Origin of the sequence: Pedobacter rhodius, from assembly GCF_027213645.1 — a bacterium.
Lineage (GTDB): Bacteria > Bacteroidota > Bacteroidia > Sphingobacteriales > Sphingobacteriaceae > Pedobacter > Pedobacter rhodius.
Map to the genome: position 1 here is coordinate 314181 of NZ_JAPWGL010000002.1, position 18791 is coordinate 332971.

15 protein-coding genes are annotated in these 18791 nt (G+C 36.7%); 7 read left to right on the forward strand and 8 right to left on the reverse strand.

Annotation, left to right across the window (positions count from 1 at the left end):
* The first annotated feature begins 5 nt into the window (after positions 1-5).
* The 4 genes from O0931_RS06850 to O0931_RS06865 all read left to right on the forward strand — a co-directional run bounded on the left by O0931_RS06850 (position 6) and on the right by O0931_RS06865 (position 5084).
* Entirely contained in the window at positions 6-902 is an 897-nt protein-coding gene (locus O0931_RS06850) for a hypothetical protein (protein ID WP_269414817.1), read from the forward strand.
* A 147-nt stretch (positions 903-1049) separates the two neighbouring features.
* Positions 1050-2645 carry a peptide MFS transporter gene (locus O0931_RS06855; protein WP_269414818.1) on the forward strand — a complete coding sequence of 532 codons (1596 nt, stop codon included), beginning with the start codon at positions 1050-1052 and terminating at the stop codon, positions 2643-2645.
* Positions 2646-2711: 66 nt separating this feature from the next.
* Entirely contained in the window at positions 2712-4193 is a 1482-nt protein-coding gene (locus O0931_RS06860) for a peptide MFS transporter (RefSeq protein WP_269414819.1), read from the forward strand.
* A 162-nt stretch (positions 4194-4355) separates the two neighbouring features.
* Complete coding sequence (locus O0931_RS06865) at positions 4356-5084, forward strand: polyprenol monophosphomannose synthase (RefSeq protein WP_269414820.1); 729 nt, start codon at positions 4356-4358, stop codon at positions 5082-5084.
* 23 nt (positions 5085-5107) lie between these two features.
* Here the strand turns inward: O0931_RS06865 and O0931_RS06870 are convergent, their stop codons facing one another.
* Positions 5108-5596 carry a YdeI/OmpD-associated family protein gene (locus O0931_RS06870; protein ID WP_331283618.1) on the reverse strand — a complete coding sequence of 163 codons (489 nt, stop codon included), beginning with the start codon at positions 5594-5596 and terminating at the stop codon, positions 5108-5110.
* Positions 5597-5833: 237 nt separating this feature from the next.
* Between O0931_RS06870 and O0931_RS06875 the strand changes: the two genes are divergently transcribed.
* The gene (locus tag O0931_RS06875) at positions 5834-6016 is read left to right on the forward strand and encodes a hypothetical protein (protein ID WP_269414821.1); all 183 of its coding nucleotides are present in this window, start codon (positions 5834-5836) and stop codon (positions 6014-6016) included.
* A gap of 45 nt (positions 6017-6061) precedes the next feature.
* Here O0931_RS06875 and O0931_RS06880 read toward each other — a convergent pair whose 3' ends face one another.
* From O0931_RS06880 to proS, 5 genes are all read right to left on the reverse strand, one after another.
* Positions 6062-6709, reverse strand: a complete 648-nt coding sequence (locus tag O0931_RS06880) for a response regulator (RefSeq protein WP_269414822.1) — start codon at positions 6707-6709, stop codon at positions 6062-6064.
* 487 nt (positions 6710-7196) lie between these two features.
* Positions 7197-7811, reverse strand: coding sequence for a Crp/Fnr family transcriptional regulator (locus O0931_RS06885; RefSeq protein WP_269414823.1), 615 nt, complete (start codon positions 7809-7811; stop codon positions 7197-7199).
* A gap of 114 nt (positions 7812-7925) precedes the next feature.
* Complete coding sequence (locus O0931_RS06890; RefSeq protein ID WP_269414824.1) at positions 7926-8777, reverse strand: TIGR02757 family protein; 852 nt, start codon at positions 8775-8777, stop codon at positions 7926-7928.
* A gap of 72 nt (positions 8778-8849) precedes the next feature.
* Complete coding sequence (locus tag O0931_RS06895) at positions 8850-9989, reverse strand: cystathionine gamma-synthase (RefSeq protein WP_269414825.1); 1140 nt, start codon at positions 9987-9989, stop codon at positions 8850-8852.
* A gap of 203 nt (positions 9990-10192) precedes the next feature.
* Positions 10193-11665: a proline--tRNA ligase gene (gene proS / locus O0931_RS06900; RefSeq protein WP_269414826.1), complete on the reverse strand. Its 1473-nt coding sequence runs from the start codon at positions 11663-11665 to the stop codon at positions 10193-10195.
* Between the two features lie 187 nt (positions 11666-11852).
* Here proS and O0931_RS06905 point away from each other — a divergent pair, with 187 nt between their 5' ends.
* Positions 11853-12827: a hypothetical protein gene (locus O0931_RS06905; RefSeq protein ID WP_269414827.1), complete on the forward strand. Its 975-nt coding sequence runs from the start codon at positions 11853-11855 to the stop codon at positions 12825-12827.
* Positions 12828-12854: 27 nt separating this feature from the next.
* Entirely contained in the window at positions 12855-14372 is a 1518-nt protein-coding gene (locus tag O0931_RS06910) for an OmpP1/FadL family transporter (RefSeq protein WP_269414828.1), read from the forward strand.
* Between the two features lie 49 nt (positions 14373-14421).
* Here the strand turns inward: O0931_RS06910 and O0931_RS06915 are convergent, their stop codons facing one another.
* Positions 14422-16833: a hypothetical protein gene (locus O0931_RS06915; RefSeq protein WP_269414829.1), complete on the reverse strand. Its 2412-nt coding sequence runs from the start codon at positions 16831-16833 to the stop codon at positions 14422-14424.
* 51 nt (positions 16834-16884) lie between these two features.
* Complete coding sequence (locus O0931_RS06920) at positions 16885-18720, reverse strand: UbiD family decarboxylase (protein WP_269414830.1); 1836 nt, start codon at positions 18718-18720, stop codon at positions 16885-16887.
* Positions 18721-18791 lie beyond the last annotated feature (71 nt).

Below are 18791 nucleotides of genomic sequence, written 5' to 3' on the forward strand. Positions count from 1 at the left end.
ATCCGATGAAAAATATCAGGTTCTGTTTTCTAATATTTATTGGGTTTTCAACCATTAAAGTTCAGGCCCAGCAGGCGGCAAATAAGCTTGATATTTTTCAGGATAGTTTAATTAAAATAGCTAAAACCATTAATAAGGAACAACAAAGTGATGAAAAGAAATTTGCTGAAAATGGAAAATTTGTTAAAACCCTGGTTGATGCGTTAAAAGAACCGAATTCATTTAATTATGCTTTCGATTCTTTGAAAACCATTTCCGTAATTAAATCTCCTGACCAGGTTTTCAGAATTATTTCCTGGTACCTTCAATTGGAAAACGGCACATACAGGTATTATGGCGCCATTCAAATGAATAATAAAGGCGCATTAAAGTTACTCCCATTAATAGATCAAACGGATAACCTTTCAGACCCAAATGCGATAACCAATAATCAAAAATGGTTCGGCGCAAGGTATTATGAAATTATTCCGGTTACAACTTCAGGAAGATTGCCTTATTATATTCTATTAGGTTGGAAGGGCAATACGGTAGAGACCACTAAAAAGGTTATTGAAATTTTATCTTTCGATAAAGACATGGCGACATTCGGGATGCCCGTATTTGACGGAAAAGAACTGAAAGGTAAAAACCGGATAATTTTTGAGTATCAGAAACAAAATGCAATGTTTTTAAAAACTGATAAGCATGCAGGCTTAATTGTTTTTGATCACCTGGCACCTTTCGATCCCGAAATGGTTGGAAAATTTCAGTTTTACGGCTCAGACGGAAATACAGATGCTTTTAAAATTGTAGGCGGACGTTTAAAACTTCAGGAAAATGTGGTTTTAAAAAATGAGGCCAATTCAAACGATGATTTATACATCGATCCGGCAAAAAATGTAAAACCCGTTAAAAAATTCTAAAATCATCAAGTCGTAACTTCTTCATTATTTTACAGATGAGTTAAAAATTTGCTAGAATGCACATCGCTCACTATATTGCGCCTTGTTATTAACACAAAAACAACACACAAATTTTGAAATCATAAACTAAAACCAAACAAATGTTCTATGCAAACATCAACTGAAACACTATCCATAAATCAAGAGCAAGAATTAAATCTTCATTTAGAAAGTCAGGGCGTTTTTCCTGAAAAACTGTTCAGCCATCCTGTAGGTTTATTCGTTCTTTTTTTTACCGAAATGTGGGAAAGGTTCAGTTATTACGGAATGCGGGCCATCCTGGTGTTATTCCTGGTGAGCGATTTAAGTAAAAACGGATGGGGATGGCCAAGACCGGAGGCATTACAACTTTACGCCTTATACACCGGATTAGCTTATTTTACACCTATTATTGGTGGTCTGATTGCAGATAGATGGACCGGCTATAGAAAAGCAGTCATAATTGGTGCTTTGGTAATGACCCTCGGGCACGGCGCAATGGCTTTGGAGGGGCTGAGCACAAATTTTTTCTATGTAGGCCTTCTTCTGCTAATTTTAGGTAACGGCCTTTTCAAACCAAATATTTCATCGATTGTAGGCAAACTTTATCCATCCATCAGCGATAAAAAGGACAGTGCATATGCTATTTTTTATATGGGAATTAATTCCGGCGCATTTATCGGCATGCTTATGTGCGGCTATATCGGCGAAAAGGTTGGCTGGCATTATGGATTCGGCTTAGCCGGAATCTTTATGTTGTTCGGTATGCTGCAGTTTTATTTCGGTCAGAAAATATTTGGCGTTATCGGTTCTGCAGTTCAAAAAGCGGATAAAGTTGAAAAGGCAGATCCAACTGTTGAAATTGTTTCTCCAATTGTGAGAAAGCAACGTTTATGGGTAATTGGTATTTTCTCGATTTTCACTATTTTCTTTTGGATGGTTTTTGAACAGGCAGGTGGTTCAATGACTATTTTTGCTAAAGATTATACTTTAAGAAATTTAACGGGTGGTGCTGCTACAACTTTTAAATGGGTTGACGGAATATTAACTATTTTTCCTCTAGTTGCTGTTTCATTTGTATTATTCAGCCTGGCAACCAAAATCTTTAAAAAATATCCGGCTACCATTTTATTTACCTTATTAAGTTTTGTAATTATCTGGGGATTAGCCATCTGGAAAGTAACACGCGAATTTAGTTCTGTTACTACCGAAGTTCCTGCATCATGGTTTAGTGTATTAAACTCTTTCTTTATCGTTTCTTTGGCGCCAATTTTTTCTAAAATATGGGAAACTAAATTTAATCCCGGTGGTCCGGTTAAATTTGGTATAGGGCTTATTCTTGTTGGTGTTGGCTTCGCAGGCTTAGCTTATGGTGGTTCAAATATTCCTCAGGGAGCAACTGCGGCGCAGGTAAGCATGTTCTGGTTAATTTTTGCTTATTTTTTCCATACTGTCGGCGAATTATGTGTATCTCCTGTGGGCTTATCATATGTAAGTAAACTAGCACCGGCAAACCTGGTTGGTTTAATGTTTGGATTTTGGTTTACCTGTACAGCAATTGGAAATTATTTAGCCGGCGCTACCGGTTCTTTAATTGATAAAATCAGTTCTCAATATTCAATTTCAATATTCTTCTTAATTTTTACCGGAATACCGATAGTGGCCGGCTTAATTATGCTTTCGTTAAATCCATTGCTAAAAAAATGGATGAATGGTGTTCATTAATATTTTCAAAATACAATAATTTAAAAGCCCGGTTTAATTCGGGCTTTTAGCTTTTAACTATTATTCATGAGTGAAATACAAACCTTAAACGAGATTCAAAATTTCGAAGGAAAATATCCAAAACAGCTTTGGCATTTATCATTGGTCGAAATGTGGGAACGCTTCTGCTTTTATGGCATGAGAGGCGTATTGGCATTTTTCATGGTGGATCAGTTGCATCTTTCCGATCAGAAATCCAATCTTCAATATGGTGCCATTCAGGCTTTTGTTTATGCGTTCACTTTTATCGGTGGAATTTTCGCCGATAAAATCTTAGGCTTTAGAAAATCTCTTTTTTGGGGCGGCTCGTTAATGATTATTGGCAATTTAATTTTAGCCTTCAATCCGCAGGGCTTATTTTATATCGGCATTACCCTATCAATTATCGGAACCGGCTTTTTTAAACCAAACATCTCATCGATGGTCGGCGAATTATACCATGAAAAAGATAATCGCAGAGATGCCGGTTATGGCTTATTTTATGCAGGTATTAATGTTGGTGGCTTATTAGGTGGGGCCATGTGTATTTATTTAGGTAAATACCATTCCTGGCATTTATGTTTCTTATCAGCTGCCCTGGTTATGGCTTTTGGCTTAAGCACCTTTATCTTTACTAAAAAATATTTGGGGCCTATCGGCAATTCTCCTTTACTCCATTTAGAAAAAAACAAGAGAACGATTTATGAAATTATCGTTTATGCAGCTTCATTATTTTGTATTCCACTGATTTTTATCATGGTAAAAAACACTGCATTCACCGATTATTTTATGTACACAATTGGTGTGGTTGCCCTAATTTATTTCCTTTATGAAATTTTTATGGTAAAAGAGAGAAAGGCACAGTACAAGCTGCTGGCCGCCTTCGTTTTTATTTTCTGCTATTTTATTTTCATGGCAATTTCTGAACAAAGCGGCGGCTCCCTTTCCTTATTTGCCAAAGATAATCTGAATCATAACCTCCTGTTTCTTTCAATTGATCCTAACGTGGTTAATAATAGCGTAAACTCATTATTCGTAATTGTTTTTAGTCCGATAGTTGGTATTTTATGGCTGCTGTTATACAAAAAGAAAATTGAGCCAAATACAGTTGTTAAGTTTGGAATTGGCTTTTTATTACTGGCGTTAAGCTTTTACGTTTTCTATGCCACGAGATTTTTCGCAAATGAACAAGGCATCAGTTCATTAAATATATTTACACTTGCATACCTACTTTTAACACTTGGCGAACTTTGTTTAGGGCCGATAGGGATGTCGATTATCACCAAACTTTCACCGAAGAAAATGTTCGGGATGATGATGGGGCTTTGGTTTTTATCGAGTGCATTCGGGCAACTTGCCGCGGGTAAATTAGGTGCAGAAATGTCGAGTATAGAAAATGCTTCATTAATGACCAAACTCGTATCTTACACGGAAGGCTATAAACAGCTGGCAATTTATTCGCTGATTGCCGGTCTGGCATTAATCCTAGTATCGCCGATGATTAAAAAACTGATGGCCGAAGTTAGATAGAATCATTTTAACAGATTTTAACCCGTTTCAAAATTAATGATGCGGTTTTTTTCACATTAAATATTTACTTTCGCGGCTTGAAGCTAGCGGAAAATGGAAAACGATAAACGGAAAACCTAGCGCAGCAATCAAACTTACAAATAAATTAAAACGATAATTAAAGTGCCAGATAGTTTAGTCATCATACCTACGTATAACGAAAAGGAAAATATTGAGAAAATTATCCGCAAGGTATTTTCTCTAACTCATCCTTTTCATGTTTTAATTATCGATGATGGTTCACCTGATGGCACTGCAGATATTGTTAAATCATTGCAAAGTGAATACGCCGATCATTTATTTATTCAGGAACGTTCGGGCAAACAAGGTTTAGGCACAGCTTACATCTTTGGTTTTAAATGGGCGATTGAAAAGAAGTATGAATACATTTTCGAAATGGATGCCGATTTTTCTCACAATCCTAACGACTTAGTTCGCCTGAGAGAAGCTTGTGTAAATGGGGCTGATGTTGCAGTTGGTTCGAGGTATGTGAAAGGTGTTAATGTTGTAAACTGGCCAATGGGAAGGGTTTTAATGTCTTATTTTGCTTCGATGTATGTACGCTTGATTACCAGAATTAACATTCAGGATGCAACTGCAGGTTTTAAATGTTACCGAAGAATTGTTCTGGAAACCATTCCTTTAAATAAAATTAAATTTGTTGGCTATGCCTTTCAAATTGAAATGAAATTTACAGCAATAAAATACGGTTTTAATGTAGTGGAAGTTCCTATTATTTTTACAGATAGAACGGAGGGGACTTCAAAAATGAGCACCAGAATATTCAGGGAGGCCTTTCTGGGTGTAATTCAGATGAAGGTTAACAGTTGGTTCAGAAGCTATAAAAGATAGATTATTTATTTGTCTTGTTTTCTCTAATCATGGCGCCGAAATCCTGCTTCTTGTACATTGCAGTTACTGTTAATGCCAGTCGTTTTGTTCCTAGTTGTTTCGGTTTTAGCTTCATTTATCCACCTGATAAAATAGTTTTGATGCGATTTTGGTTGTTTTAAAAAAGTCTCCATCAAATGCGCTTCATCAGCTAAACACAATTCTAAATCTTCCGGCATTTCAATTTTAAAGTTTTTATCTTCTTCCAGATAAAGTTCTACGGATGCACCTTCTTCTTTTCTAAGTTTTTTACGCAAGTCTCCTTTTAATGCCAGGATAAAATCGCCCTCACCCATTGGAATAGTGGCCAAACCGGCTATTTCTACCGAATCAATTTTCCCTTTTATGCGGAAACTTCTCCTGCAATCCGCTTTAATCTGGTTTGCCAAACCAGCAGGAAGGAAAACGTAATGCCAACCGGTCTTCTCTCCCATTGAATCGAACCGTTCTATTTCTGCCTTAAAGTGAATCATATTAAATCAGCTAAATTATAATGAATACTTCTTCCTCCACCAGATGCAATCAATACGTCTATCATTTCCAATTATACAAATTATTCGGCTCATGGTCTAACTGTTATTGGATTTACATCTGATTAAGCAAACTTCAAAATCTGGGATATTATTATTTTTTTTTATGGAGACACGCTATAAAAGCATTTTAAACTTTTATGCCATTCTACTGTTAATTAACAAAAGGAGCATATAGATATGGAAAATACCAATAAAGATAAGTCTGAACAAAAACCGAAATCGTCGGGTACATCAAAAGAAAAAGCAAGTTTTGACCAGAATGGAAAAGGTGCTTCAGAAAAATTTGGTGAGGCGGGAACAACGCCTAATGAATCGGGTAAGGAAGGTGTAGGCACTATCAATAAACAGAAAAAGCAATAAAAAAGCGCTTGCTTCCGCAAGCGCTTTCACAAAAAAATTAATATATTATTTTTCGTAAATACTCATTTTCTCGGCCAATTCGATAATGCTTTTAATTTTAAGTTTTTGAAACAACCTTAATTTATAGGTACTCACAGTACCCATTTGTAAGTTTAACTGATTTGAAATTTCAAGCACACCAATACCTTTAGTTAATAGTTCGGCAACTTCCAGTTCTCGTCCTGATAATTTAGTGAATGGATTATCGGCATCATTTCCCAGGATGCTATTAAACATATTTTCTTTAACATTTCTGCTGGAATACCGGCTTCCGGCTAAAATTGTTGTTATTGCCGTAATGATTTCGGATTCTTCAGCATTTTTTGTTAAATAACCCGAAGCGCCTGCCTTTAAATAAGGTACCGCATAAATGTTTTCATTTAAAGAAGAAAATACAAGTATTTTCGCGTTAGACTGTACAAGTTTTAACTGGTCAATTACCTTTAAGTTATTACCTCCAGGTAGATTTACATCTATAATAATCAAACTTGGGAATTTTTCTGTCTCTACCAAAGCCTTTTCCATCGTAGAAGCATCTAAAATTTGAACCCCGGCCCAGTAATCAGAAATTAGGCTTTTTAGCCCTCGACGAATAATCTCATGGTCATCTGCGATAAGCACAGAAAAAGTACTCACAGTATTTTTTGTTTTCATTTGTTTTGAAATTGTGGTATAAATGTGTGTTGATTGATTCTATAGCGATAAGGTAGATGTTCGACTTTTAATTATAGACTTTTTAGTTTTTTCCATTTGTATTTGTAAATGTACAAATTTTATTAATTATGTTTAAAACGATTTTTAATTTTAACTATTGATACAGGTTAATTTTTTAAAAAGTAATTGACATTTATCATCAAAATAATGATTAAAAGAAAAAATTGGATGTGTTACAATATTTACGAGCATATTAACAGAAATTTATTTGGAAACCAAAAGCCTGTTTAAGTTTAGCTAAATAATTGTTTATGCCTCTTTTTTCAGCAGCTTTTATGGTTTCAGTGATCTTCGAACTTGCTTTGAAGATCGGCTACAACATCGTTAAATATTTCGGGATAGGCTGGGTATTTATGTAACATTTGTCTTGTTTCGCTCAAAAAATAAGCGATAAATGTTCACGATATAAACCCGGACAGGCGCTGTGTTAAATTTTGGTTCTGATTCTGCTTAACGTTTCCAGTCTGATGGCCAAAAAAGACGCAATATATTTTAAGGAAACCCTGTTTATTAAATCCGGAAAAGACTGCAAAAATCTTTTATATCGTTTTTCCGCTGAAGAAATTCGGCATAAATAAGCTCGTTCTTCTGCAGAACGATAGTAAAGTTCCATCATTTTACGCCCGACAATGTTAGCTTCCGGAAAATTCTCATATAAATACTCCGATAAAACATGTGGGATCGATATCAACTCCACATCTTCAAGGGCTTGCAGGTATTCATCAGAATCTCCCTCCAGCCATAAATTGCGAATGGTCCCTATTATTTCTCCTTCTTTGCAAATCCATGTGGTAATTTCAGTTTTACCATCTTTGATATACCCCCTGACAACCCCCTTTACAATTAAAAAAAGAAATTTGTTTCTGTCCACAGGTGAAATTATGAACTTATTCTTTTTAAAACTTACCGGAAAAGTGTGCTGATTGATGCGCTTTTCTATCTCCTCGTTAAGCGGATGAAATCGCTTAAACAATGCAATTAAAGGTGAAGAATTATTATATTTCTTCCACCTATCCTCATCAGATAAATTGACTGCAATCATATTCTTAGTTAGGGACTGCGTAAATTATTATATTCAAATAATTTACGATGTAAGTATAGCAAGATTAGCGCTAAAAATGAAGTTTAATGTCAGTTTTTTTATCAATCAATACTGTTACATTACTTTCTCTACCCCTAAGCCAAAAAGTGCAAAATCGTACTTAACCGGATCTGAATCATCAAATTTCCGAAGGCTTTGCGTTAATTCCAATGCTGTAAACCAATCTGTTTGCTTCCTGGTAATTAAATTCAATAAACGCCCTACTCTATCTACATGGACATCACAGGGACAAATTAAGTCTGGCGCTTTTAAGGTATTCCAAATTCCAAAATCTACCCCCATATTATCTTTACGAACCATCCAGCGTAAAAACATATTTAATCGTTTGCAGGTAGATTTTTGTTTTGGAGCGGAAATATGTTTTTTTGTTCGATGAGGGAAGTCTTCTATCGAGAAGAAATAGCTTCTAAAATGGTTTAAAGATTGTTCGATTGTAAAATTTAGTTGAGCAGAAAGATAAACATCACCGGAAAGTGACACCTTTGCGTTATCGAAAGATAACGCTGTAAAACCGGAAAGAAATATATTTTCATCAGGAACAAAAGCTTGTTCCAGGCTATTATAATGTGTATAATGAAATTTAAAGAAAGCAATAAAATACAGTAAATCCGTATCGTTAAATGTACGATGCTTGAAATTTAATAACCGTTTCAGCTCATCATCGCTGTGGTTTAATACAAAATCATAAGGCGCATTATCCATCCGGCTTAATAACTCCTTGCATTTATTGATAATTGTTTTTCGTTGCCCCCAGGCCAAAACCGCAGCAAAAAAACCTGCTATTTCAATATCTTGCTTCTTTGTGAAAAGATGTGGAATACAAATTGGATCGTTCTCAATAAAATCGGGCCGGTTATACTGCTCAACTTTGGCATCGAGAAAGTTTTTGAGATCTAGGAAATCCATTTGTATTTTAAAAAATAATCCGATAGCGAATAGCCGAAACCATTAAACTACCGGATTAAAGAAATTAATATTTTATTTTAAGGCGTTTTCCAAATCTTCGAGTAAATCATCAATATCTTCAACACCAACACTCAAACGTAAAAGATTATCGGTTACCCCAACTTTTTCACGTTCTTCTTTTGGAATTGAACCATGTGTCATCGTAGCCGGATGATTGATTAAGGATTCTACGCCGCCTAAAGATTCTGCTAAAGTAAAAACTTTAAAGTTAGATGAGATTCTAAAGGTTTCTTCTAAATCGGCTCCTTTCAATGTGATTGAAATCATTCCGCCAAAGCCCCGCATTTGTTTTTTAGCAACATCGTGATTAGGGTGATCTTCAAAACCAGGCCAGTAAATTTTGTCTACCTTTGGATGTTTTTTAAGGTAATGTGCAATTTTCTCCCCATTCTCACAATGCGCTTTCATTCGCAAATGCAAAGTTTTTATACCCCTTAAAACTAAAAACGCATCTTGGGGACCAGGCGTTGCACCACATGCATTGTAAATAAACCAAAGGTCTTTATATAAAACTTCGTTATTAGTAACCAAAGCGCCCATAACCACATCAGAGTGACCGCCAATATATTTAGTCACCGAATGCATTACAATATCTGCGCCCAAATCAATCGGATTCTGCAGGTAAGGAGAGGCAAATGTATTATCAACCGTTAAAATCAGGTTTTTATCTTTGGTAATTTTAGCCACACCTTCAATATCAATAACCTGCATGGTTGGATTTGTTGGTGTTTCGATCCAAACCAGTTTGGTTTTATCGTTGATGTAAGGCAGCATATTTTCAGGCTTAGATAAATCTAAGAAATGAAACTTAATACCGTATTTCGTAAATATTTTGGTAAAAATCCGGTAAGAACCACCATATAAATCGTTACCTGTAATCACTTCATCACCAGGCTGCAATAACTTTAAAACAGCATCGGTAGCGCCCATTCCGCTTGAAAAAGCCAAACCATATTTTGCATTTTCCAATGCGGCAAGGCAATCCTCCAAAGCTTTACGCGTAGGGTTTGTTCCCCTGGAATACTCGTAACCTTTGTTATCCCCCGGCGACTTTTGCCAGTACGTAGACGTTTGATATATGGGTGTCATTACGGCACCTGTAGTTGGATCAGGCTCCTGACCAGCGTGTATAGCTTTTGTTGCGAATTTCATTTTAGTCGTATCGAGATTTTAGTATTAAGTATTGAGATGTGAGTATCAAGTATCAAGTATCAAGATTTTAGTATCAAGTATCAAGATGTGCGTATAATAAGATAAGGTTTTGAATATCCATCTTACATCGCCCGTTTTCCATCCTCCATTTTAACTTATCTATTTTACCTTATTCGTTCTTACATCTTCCTTTTACATTCAAATTAATATGCTCTTGCAAATAATACGCGTTGAGTTGATGGTTTACCTGAATACATACAAATGCCATCTTCTAATTTATTATCTAAAGGAATGCAGCGGATTGTAGCTTTCGTTTCTTCTTTAATTTTTTGCTCGGTTTCTGATGTTCCATCCCAGTGTGCGGAAATGAAACCTGCCTTTTCATCGAGTAAAGTCTTAAATTCATCATAGCTATTAGCTTCCGTAATATGCGCATCACGGTAGGCTAAAGCCTTGTTAAACATACTGGTCTGAATATCTTCCAATAATTTTGCGATGTAAATATCCAACCCTTCCTGAGGTACAGTTTGTTTTACTTTAGTATCTCTACGGGCTACTTCGACAGTTTTGTTTTCCAAATCGCGGCCACCAATCGCCACGCGAACCGGTACACCTTTCATCTCATAATCTGCAAATTTAAAACCAGGTCTTTGTGTGTCCCAGTCATCATATTTAACAGAAATGCCCAACCCTTTTAAACGCATCGTTAATTCATTAACATAAGCAGTGATTTTAGCCAAATCCTCATCTCCTTTATAAATCGGAACGATTACAACCTGAACCGGCGCCAGTTTTGGTGGAATAATTAATCCGGAATCATCACTATGTGCCATAATCAGGGCTCCCATTAAACGTGTCGATACGCCCCATGATGTTGCCCAAACATGATCCAGCTTTCCGTCTTTACCTGTAAATTTCACATCAAAAGCTTTTGCGAAATTCTGGCCCAAAAAGTGAGAAGTACCTGCCTGCAGGGCTTTTCCATCCTGCATTAAAGCTTCAATACAATAGGTATCCAATGCACCTGCAAAACGCTCATTCGGCGACTTTCGTCCTCTGATTACCGGTACGGCTAACCAATTTTCAGCAAAATCTGCGTAAATATGCAGCATACGTTCTGTTTCTTCGATGGCTTCCTGCGCAGTTGCATGCGCCGTATGTCCTTCCTGCCATAAAAACTCAGCAGTACGCAGGAATAAACGGGTACGCATTTCCCAACGGACTACATTGGCCCACTGATTAATCAAAATCGGTAAATCCCGGTAAGATTGAATCCAGCCTTTATAAGTATTCCAGATGATGGTTTCTGATGTTGGACGAACGATTAACTCTTCCTCCAATTTTGCGGTTTCATCAACGACGATATTCCCGTTACCATCATTTTTTAAACGATAGTGTGTCACAACTGCACATTCCGTTGCAAAGCCCTCAACGTGAGAAGCTTCCTTAGAAAAAAATGACTTAGGAATGAACAATGGAAAATAAGCATTTTGATGACCTGTATCTTTAAACATTTTATCTAATATAGCCTGCATTTTCTCCCATATCGCATAGCCATTCGGCTTGATAACCATACAACCACGTACGGCTGAATGCTCCGCTAAATCAGCTTTTAATACGATATCATTGTACCATTGGGAATAATCTGCTGCTCTGCTTGTAATTTCTTTGCTCATGTTATGTATTTGGAACGTAAATTGTGTGTTAAATAATGTGAAATTATGGGCACAAATTTATAAATTTATGCCTACAAAACGATTATCAGCGCAAGTGATTAATTTTAAATGATAAATGGTTGATTATCGGCTTTTTTTAAAAATGTTTTTTATTACTTTTTGACACACACAACTAAATATAAACACAATGAAACCAATTAAATTTTTACCCATTGTCATGCTAGCAGCCGCAGGATTGGTTGCTTCATGCTCCACATCAAAATTGGCTCAAAGCAGTTCTGGTGATGATGTTTACAACACGGTTGCTAAAGCCAGGGCCGTAGAATATGTTGCCCCCGCTCCTCAGCAGCAACAAGCACAGAACAACCAGGAATATGACGAATACTACGGAACAAGTAATCCGTATTATGATATGGATTATTCTTCCCGTATAAATCGTTTTTATAATGGAAGCACTTTCAGAGGCTATTATGACCCATATTATGATAATTATTACTATGGAAACAGTTATGGATATAACAACTATTTAGGTTATGGACTAAACTGGAGTAACGGTTATGGCTTAGGTGTAGGGTTTGGCTATGGTTACGGCAGTATCTGGAACAATCCTTTCTATTATGGAAATATGGGTTGGGGAATGAACAACTGGGGATGGAATAACTGGGGTTGGAATTCCTGGGGACCATACTCTTATTACGATCGCTTTGGCTGGGGTGGTGGATTTTATGGTGGCGGATATGGCTTTGGCGGCGGCTACTATGGTGGTGGTATTGGTGGTGTTTATACCAACCGAAATTACAGGGCAAGACCAAACCGAGATGGCGATAACCGGGGTTCGTATGGCGCAATAGGTTCCAGAACAGCTCCTGTTAGTGGTAATTATGGCCGCCCGTCTGTTTCTACAAACAATGCGGGCCGGCCTGAAAGGTATAACGGTTCTCCTGCGTATGGACAAGCCGGAAATGTAAGTTCAAGACCATCTCGTGACGATAATTATAGACCTCAAACACAACAGGCACAACCACAAAGTTACAGCAGACCAGAAAGAAGCAGTTATTCTCCTCCTCCACAATCATCTGGCAGCAGTGGCAGTAGCAGTTCAAGTGGAAGTAGCGGTGGCGGCGGTGGTGGCGGCAGACCAACAAGAGGCGGAGGAAGATAATTACAGCACATACACACATTCTATAAAATGAAACTAAGATCAATTTTTATTGTGGCAGGGATAGTTCTTGCCAGCAATTCTTTATATGCCCAATATACAAGTGATGTATTACGTTTTTCGCAACCTGAATTAGGTGCTACGGCGAGGTTTAAAGGTTTAGGCGGCGCACAAACTGCACTCGGTGGCGATATAAGTTCTTTATCTGCCAATCCTGCGGGTTTGGGGTTTTTCACAAAATCAGATTTTACATTTACACCTGAATACAATAATTTTAAAGTTGGTTCTGAATATTTAGGAACTAATTCCTCCGACAGTAAAAGTAAGGCGGGTATAAACCAGGTAGGTGTTGTATTTTATTCTCCTATTAATAAGCCTAAAGGTTCAGATTTAAATAAGGGTTGGGTAAGTTTAAATTTTGGTATTGGTTATAATAAAACCAACAACTTTAATACAAGCATCACATATGCCGGAAAAAACGCAAAAAGTTCGATGGCCGATTATTTCGCAAACCTGGCAGGTAATACAGTTACTGGCAGCTTAGCTTCGGGTTCTCTTGAAAAAATGGCTTATGATAATTACCTGATAGAATATGATCCTGCAGGATATTTTCCGACTACAGCCTTAAACAATAACCAGCAAAACATTATTAACAGGTCAGGTTCGCAATCTGAAGTAAATATTGGTATGGCCGGTAACTATGAAAACAAACTCTATTTAGGTTTGTCATTAGGCTTAACCAATATCAATTATACTTCTGATTTAGCCTACACGGAGAGCGGAAATAATTTAACTTATGTGGGTCAGCCCGTTGATTTTGTAAATGGCACTTACACTTTTAACTACAATTCTATCCAGCAAACAAAAGGAAACGGTGTAAATGCCAAACTTGGTTTAATTTATAAACCAGTTAGTGAGTTGAGGTTAGGCTTAAGTTTTATCACGCCAACATGGTACAGCTTAACAGATAATTATTCTGAAAACCTAAATACAAGATACAAAAGAGCTAACGGTTCCAGCATCCCGGAATACACAAATCCACTTTCCAGCTATAATTCTGATTATAGCTTAAGAACACCTTATCGTGTTAATGGAGGTATTGCTTATATTTTGGGTAATAGTGGTCTGATCACTGCTGATGTTGAATATGTTGATTACAGCAGTATTCATTTCTCATCTGATTTTGCAACCGAAGAAACCAATACTAACCGTGATATCGCTGCACTTTACAAAGGCAACTTTAATTACAGGGCAGGTTTAGAATTTAAGGTAGTCGATAATTTTATGTTGAGAGGCGGTTATTCTTATTCAGGCACGCCTTATAAAAACTTAGATTTTACAACTCAGGCTTACAGCGGAGGTTTAGGTTACCGTTTTGACAACTACTATTTAGATGTTACTTACCGTCACACGAAGTGGGAATCAACCAATTCGCCTTACACCATTTCTTCTGATTACCCTGATTTTAATTTTACCGGTTCAGGACCAACGGCTAATCTTAAAAACTCCGCCGACAATGTATTTTTGACACTTGGCGTAAGATTTTAAGCGGCACTGTTTTTATATTTATAAAAGTCATGGCAAATAACCATGACTTTTATTTTTTTACGGTAATTGTTTGCTCTCCGTAAACAACTCCATTTTCGGTTACACCTTGAATAATAATTTTAAATTCGCCGGTTAAATCTCCTGAAGTGAAAGTTATCGGAGTTGCGCCCTCCTTATTCACAAAGGTTTGGTAATTCCAATAAACGGTTGCAAAATTTATAGGTTCATTTTTGTTTTTAATATCAGCGACATAAAATTCTTTGGGCAGGGATATGCCGTTAAGTATTAAGAAATTTGGTTTAACCCTATCTTCCATGCAACCCTGGTAGATAATCATATGGCCATTTGAAGAATAAGATTGACCTTTAACAGGCATCGTACCTACCGGATGATTCTGACAATTCAATATGCGGTTTTGACAGACGTAGTCGCCACATGCGTTCCTGCCGAATGAAGCAAAACTAATGCTGTTGTCTTTAGATTTCCTGACGGTTACTTCATTTAGCCTGATACCTGCCAAAGCGTTTACGTTTTCGATTCCTGATGATAACATTCCCATCTTTTTTGAATCTTTTTCATAATTGAGTTTTTGCACCAAGGGTTTAATCTCCTCAAATGGATCATTTATTTTAACATCGTAAGCAAGTAAATTCTTATCATTTAAGCTCAGCCATACTTTACTTTTTTGTTCCGTAATTAACGATTGAAATGGCAAAACGAATTTTCCGGCACTATCTGTATTAAAATTATTAATGTTGCCAGCAGCAATTGTATTTATAGACAACGGCAATTTTAATGTTTTTTTTCCTTTAGTAATCCTCAATGCATATTCAAATTCTGAAATTTTATTTTCATCTGCTAAAAGAATATCTTTTTGCTGTGGCCACTTATATTTCCTCCAGCCTTTAACCAACAAAACATCGTCTAAATAATTTAAATCATTAAATTTGATACCCGAAGAATTTGCAGGCAAGGAAGTTAAATTGCTTTCCAGGTGAGTATAATCAACAATGTTTTTTTTATTAATCAGGCTTACCCTATTAGCCTGGACAACCGCTATCGACACGACGCCATCAAATTGACTTCCTTTTTTATCAAATAGTTTTAAACGGAGCTTAACACTGTCTCTTGTGTTATATTGTTCTTTATCGGCATCAATCTGAAGTTGAGCAATTTCATCATAATGTGCAAAAAACAGCCGTTCAGCTATCGGTCTGTACAAACTATCGAGTAAGGTTATGGTATTAATACCTGCAGGAATAGCATCCAGTTTAAGTAAAACGCTTAAGGGATTCTTTTTTGGTAATTTCAATTCTGTAGCCAGGTATATATTTTCGTAATTATGAACGGTTAAGAATACTTTGTCAGCTGAATTACTTTCTACTAATATTTTGAGCTCATCATTTCCTATAGCGGTATTTAATTTAATATTAACACCTTTACTTAAACTTGCAGGAATCCCGTAGTTTCCGATTAAATTGCCATCTTTTAAAAGTTTGACGGTATATTTTTGATTTGATTGAGGATAAAACAGAAAACTTCCGATACCTGTAGCGTTCGTATAAATGGTATCCAGGGCTTTGTTATCAACAAAAATAACTGCTTTAGCACTGATCGCAGATCCTTCAGCATCTTTAACTTCCCATCCTATTTTATTTTTAAGGTTCGCCACCATATAGCCACCTTCCGGGTAAAAATTAACCTGATATTGATTTACATTATCTAGGGGAATATCAAATTTCTCATACCTCAGGTATTTATCTTTTTTTAATGTGACTGACACCAGGTTATTTTCCGCGGTAATTTTGCCTGCCGGATAATCTATCATTATTTCACCAATAACATTTGTTTTGGCTTTACCTGTTTTTAGAATGTGGGTATCTCTCCCGATTATATAACTCACTTCTGCATTTGGAATGAAACGATTATCACTGGTTAGTGCTTTTAACAACACGGTTCCATTACCAGTTTTTTCATCATTAGATTTAAATAAGGATAAATTCGCGGATAGCGGATTTATGGTTGTCGATTTTATGGCTACAGGTTGAACGAATTCAGCGTCTGGCTTGCCGTTCAATTTAATATTGGTATTCGCAACAAATCTATAATCACCACTTTGGATGGAGTCGGGTAAAGTTATACTTCCGAATGAAAAGCCCTTATCTATCAAAAACTTATGTTGAAGGACAACAGAACTATCTTTATTATTAATTAACGACAGGTATAATGTATTGTATCTGTTTATATCAGTTACGTTTTTAAGTAAATAACCTGTAAACCAAACCTGGTCGTTATTGGTGTAAACATTTTTATCAAAATGAATAAATAGAACCGACGATTTGTTTTGTAGACTATATTTCTCAAGTATTCGTGCAAGACTATCCGATTTAATAAACTGAGCATTTAATTGTATTGAAAAAAGAAATGCGACTACAAAAACAGGGATTAACCTTTTAAACATTAGCAGTACAGTTTATGCTTAAAAATCAGGATTTTATTTCGAAAATTCAAACTAAATCAGGCCAAAAAGTGCAGCGCCCTGGTTACCCATCTCATTAATTTTAGCCTCTACCATAGCACTTTTAATCAACTCAGGTGCGTGGTGTGGCTTTTTCCGGGCATCGATAATCAGTGAGCCTTTACATCCCCAATGCTTATTGGTGGTAAATTCATTAACGCCGTAGATATCTGCCGCGGGATTGCTACGGGTAAAGGTAATCCAAACCAGGTTATTTATATTTTCAGCAGTAAAACCAGCATCATCACACAATACAATCAGCGGTAAACCAGATAAATCAGCGTCCATTAATGAAATATTAAGCGATGCGATTTCCGCAGCTGTTTTTTCCGGGCTTTGATAGACTGCAGCTTGAAGTGTAAAAACACCGGGGATAGCGATTTTTGCATTTTTAAATCCGTCCGGAAAATTTAATCCTACCGGTAATTCACCCCAAAGTGTTCTTTTCTTTGAACCGGCAGCAGCCAAAACCACTTTCGACCCGCTGTTTAAACCATCACCACTGTAATCTAAAGTATCTATTGTGGTGTTGGTATAAAAGTGTAAATCTGTTTTAAAGTCTATCCGTTCTAAAATATGTTGCAAAAATTCTGAAATATGATGCGTGCTTAAATTTTCATCATCTTCTCTGGCAGCAATGAAAAGGTATTTAGCCAGACTGAGCTGGTTTTTACCCAAAATATGATTGGCAATGGTTAAAATTTCCTGCGGTTTTCTTTCCTTTAGGTATGGCGTATAACGTTCACTTCCAATGGCGAATAACAATGGATGGACACCGGCAGCATCAACCGCATGTACTTCTTTTAATCCATGAATTTCCTGTGGAATTGCAGAACCCGTTATTTCGTGTATCAGGGCACCAAAGCTGGTATCTTCCTGTGGCGGACGACCAACAACGGTAAAAGACCAGATGGCATCTTTTTTATGATAAACGTTATGAACCTTCATCAATGGGAAAGGATGCGCCAGACTGTAATAGCCAAGGTGATCGCCAAAAGGACCTTCAGGTTTATTTTCATTAGGATAAACCATGCCGGTAATGATAAAATCAGCATCTGCAGAAATACAAAAACCTTCATCATCATAAAAATACCTGAATCTTCTGTCGCCCAGGGCACCGGCAAAGGTCATTTCTGATAAGCCCTCAGGCAATGGCATAACAGCCGCTAAAGGATGTGACGGCGGACCGCCTACAAAAATACTTACTTTCAGGGGTTTTCCTAAAGCGTTTGCTTTAGACTGATGAACTCCAATACCCCGGTGAATTTGATAGTGTAAGCCGATTTCTTTATCCTGAATATAATCGTTTCCACCGAGCTGAATCCTGTACATGCCTAAATTTGCATTCAAAATACCCGGCTTATCTACATCTTCTGTATAAACCTGGGGCATGGTTACAAAAGGGCCGCCATCCATTGGCCAGTTCACAATTTGCGGCAATTTACTGATGGATGTTTTTAAGAATTTATTTTTAGCCGATAGCGTTCTCAAAGGCAAGGCGGATAAAGCCGACATTGCGGAACCGGCATACTTCAAAGGATTTTTAAGGGCTTTCATCGGGTCGTTACGTAACGAAACCAATTGCTGCACTTTCGGCAATGTATCTCTGAAAATAAATTTAGAACGCTCTAAAGTTCCAAAGAGGTTTGAAACAGCCGGAAAGGGACTTCCCTTTACTTTTTCGAATAAAATAGCCGGACCGTTATTTTCATATACACGCAAATGGATAGCTGCCATTTCTAAATAAGGGTCTACTTCTTCTTTTATTCTGATTAAATGACCGTGTTTTTCTAAATCACTAACACATGCTGATAAACTTTTGTATGCCATGCCCAAAGATATATATTTAGTATTTCTGAAAAACAAAAAAGCCGCAGATACAGCTATTAATTCTGCATATC

Coding starts and splice junctions, on each gene's coding strand:
- O0931_RS06915 (WP_269414829.1), bottom strand. CDS start 16,833: ATGTTTAAAAGGTTAATCCCTGTTTTTGTAGTCGCATTTCTTTTTTCA.
- O0931_RS06895 (WP_269414825.1), bottom strand. CDS start 9,989: ATGAAATTCGCAACAAAAGCTATACACGCTGGTCAGGAGCCTGATCCA.
- O0931_RS06855 (WP_269414818.1), top strand. CDS start 1,050: ATGCAAACATCAACTGAAACACTATCCATAAATCAAGAGCAAGAATTA.
- proS (WP_269414826.1), bottom strand. CDS start 11,665: ATGAGCAAAGAAATTACAAGCAGAGCAGCAGATTATTCCCAATGGTAC.
- O0931_RS06890 (WP_269414824.1), bottom strand. CDS start 8,777: ATGGATTTCCTAGATCTCAAAAACTTTCTCGATGCCAAAGTTGAGCAG.
- O0931_RS06910 (WP_269414828.1), top strand. CDS start 12,855: ATGAAACTAAGATCAATTTTTATTGTGGCAGGGATAGTTCTTGCCAGC.
- O0931_RS06920 (WP_269414830.1), bottom strand. CDS start 18,720: ATGGCATACAAAAGTTTATCAGCATGTGTTAGTGATTTAGAAAAACAC.
- O0931_RS06860 (WP_269414819.1), top strand. CDS start 2,712: ATGAGTGAAATACAAACCTTAAACGAGATTCAAAATTTCGAAGGAAAA.
- O0931_RS06870 (WP_331283618.1), bottom strand. CDS start 5,596: ATGATTCACTTTAAGGCAGAAATAGAACGGTTCGATTCAATGGGAGAG.
- O0931_RS06875 (WP_269414821.1), top strand. CDS start 5,834: ATGGAAAATACCAATAAAGATAAGTCTGAACAAAAACCGAAATCGTCG.
- O0931_RS06885 (WP_269414823.1), bottom strand. CDS start 7,811: ATGATTGCAGTCAATTTATCTGATGAGGATAGGTGGAAGAAATATAAT.
- O0931_RS06850 (WP_269414817.1), top strand. CDS start 6: ATGAAAAATATCAGGTTCTGTTTTCTAATATTTATTGGGTTTTCAACC.
- O0931_RS06905 (WP_269414827.1), top strand. CDS start 11,853: ATGAAACCAATTAAATTTTTACCCATTGTCATGCTAGCAGCCGCAGGA.
- O0931_RS06880 (WP_269414822.1), bottom strand. CDS start 6,709: ATGAAAACAAAAAATACTGTGAGTACTTTTTCTGTGCTTATCGCAGAT.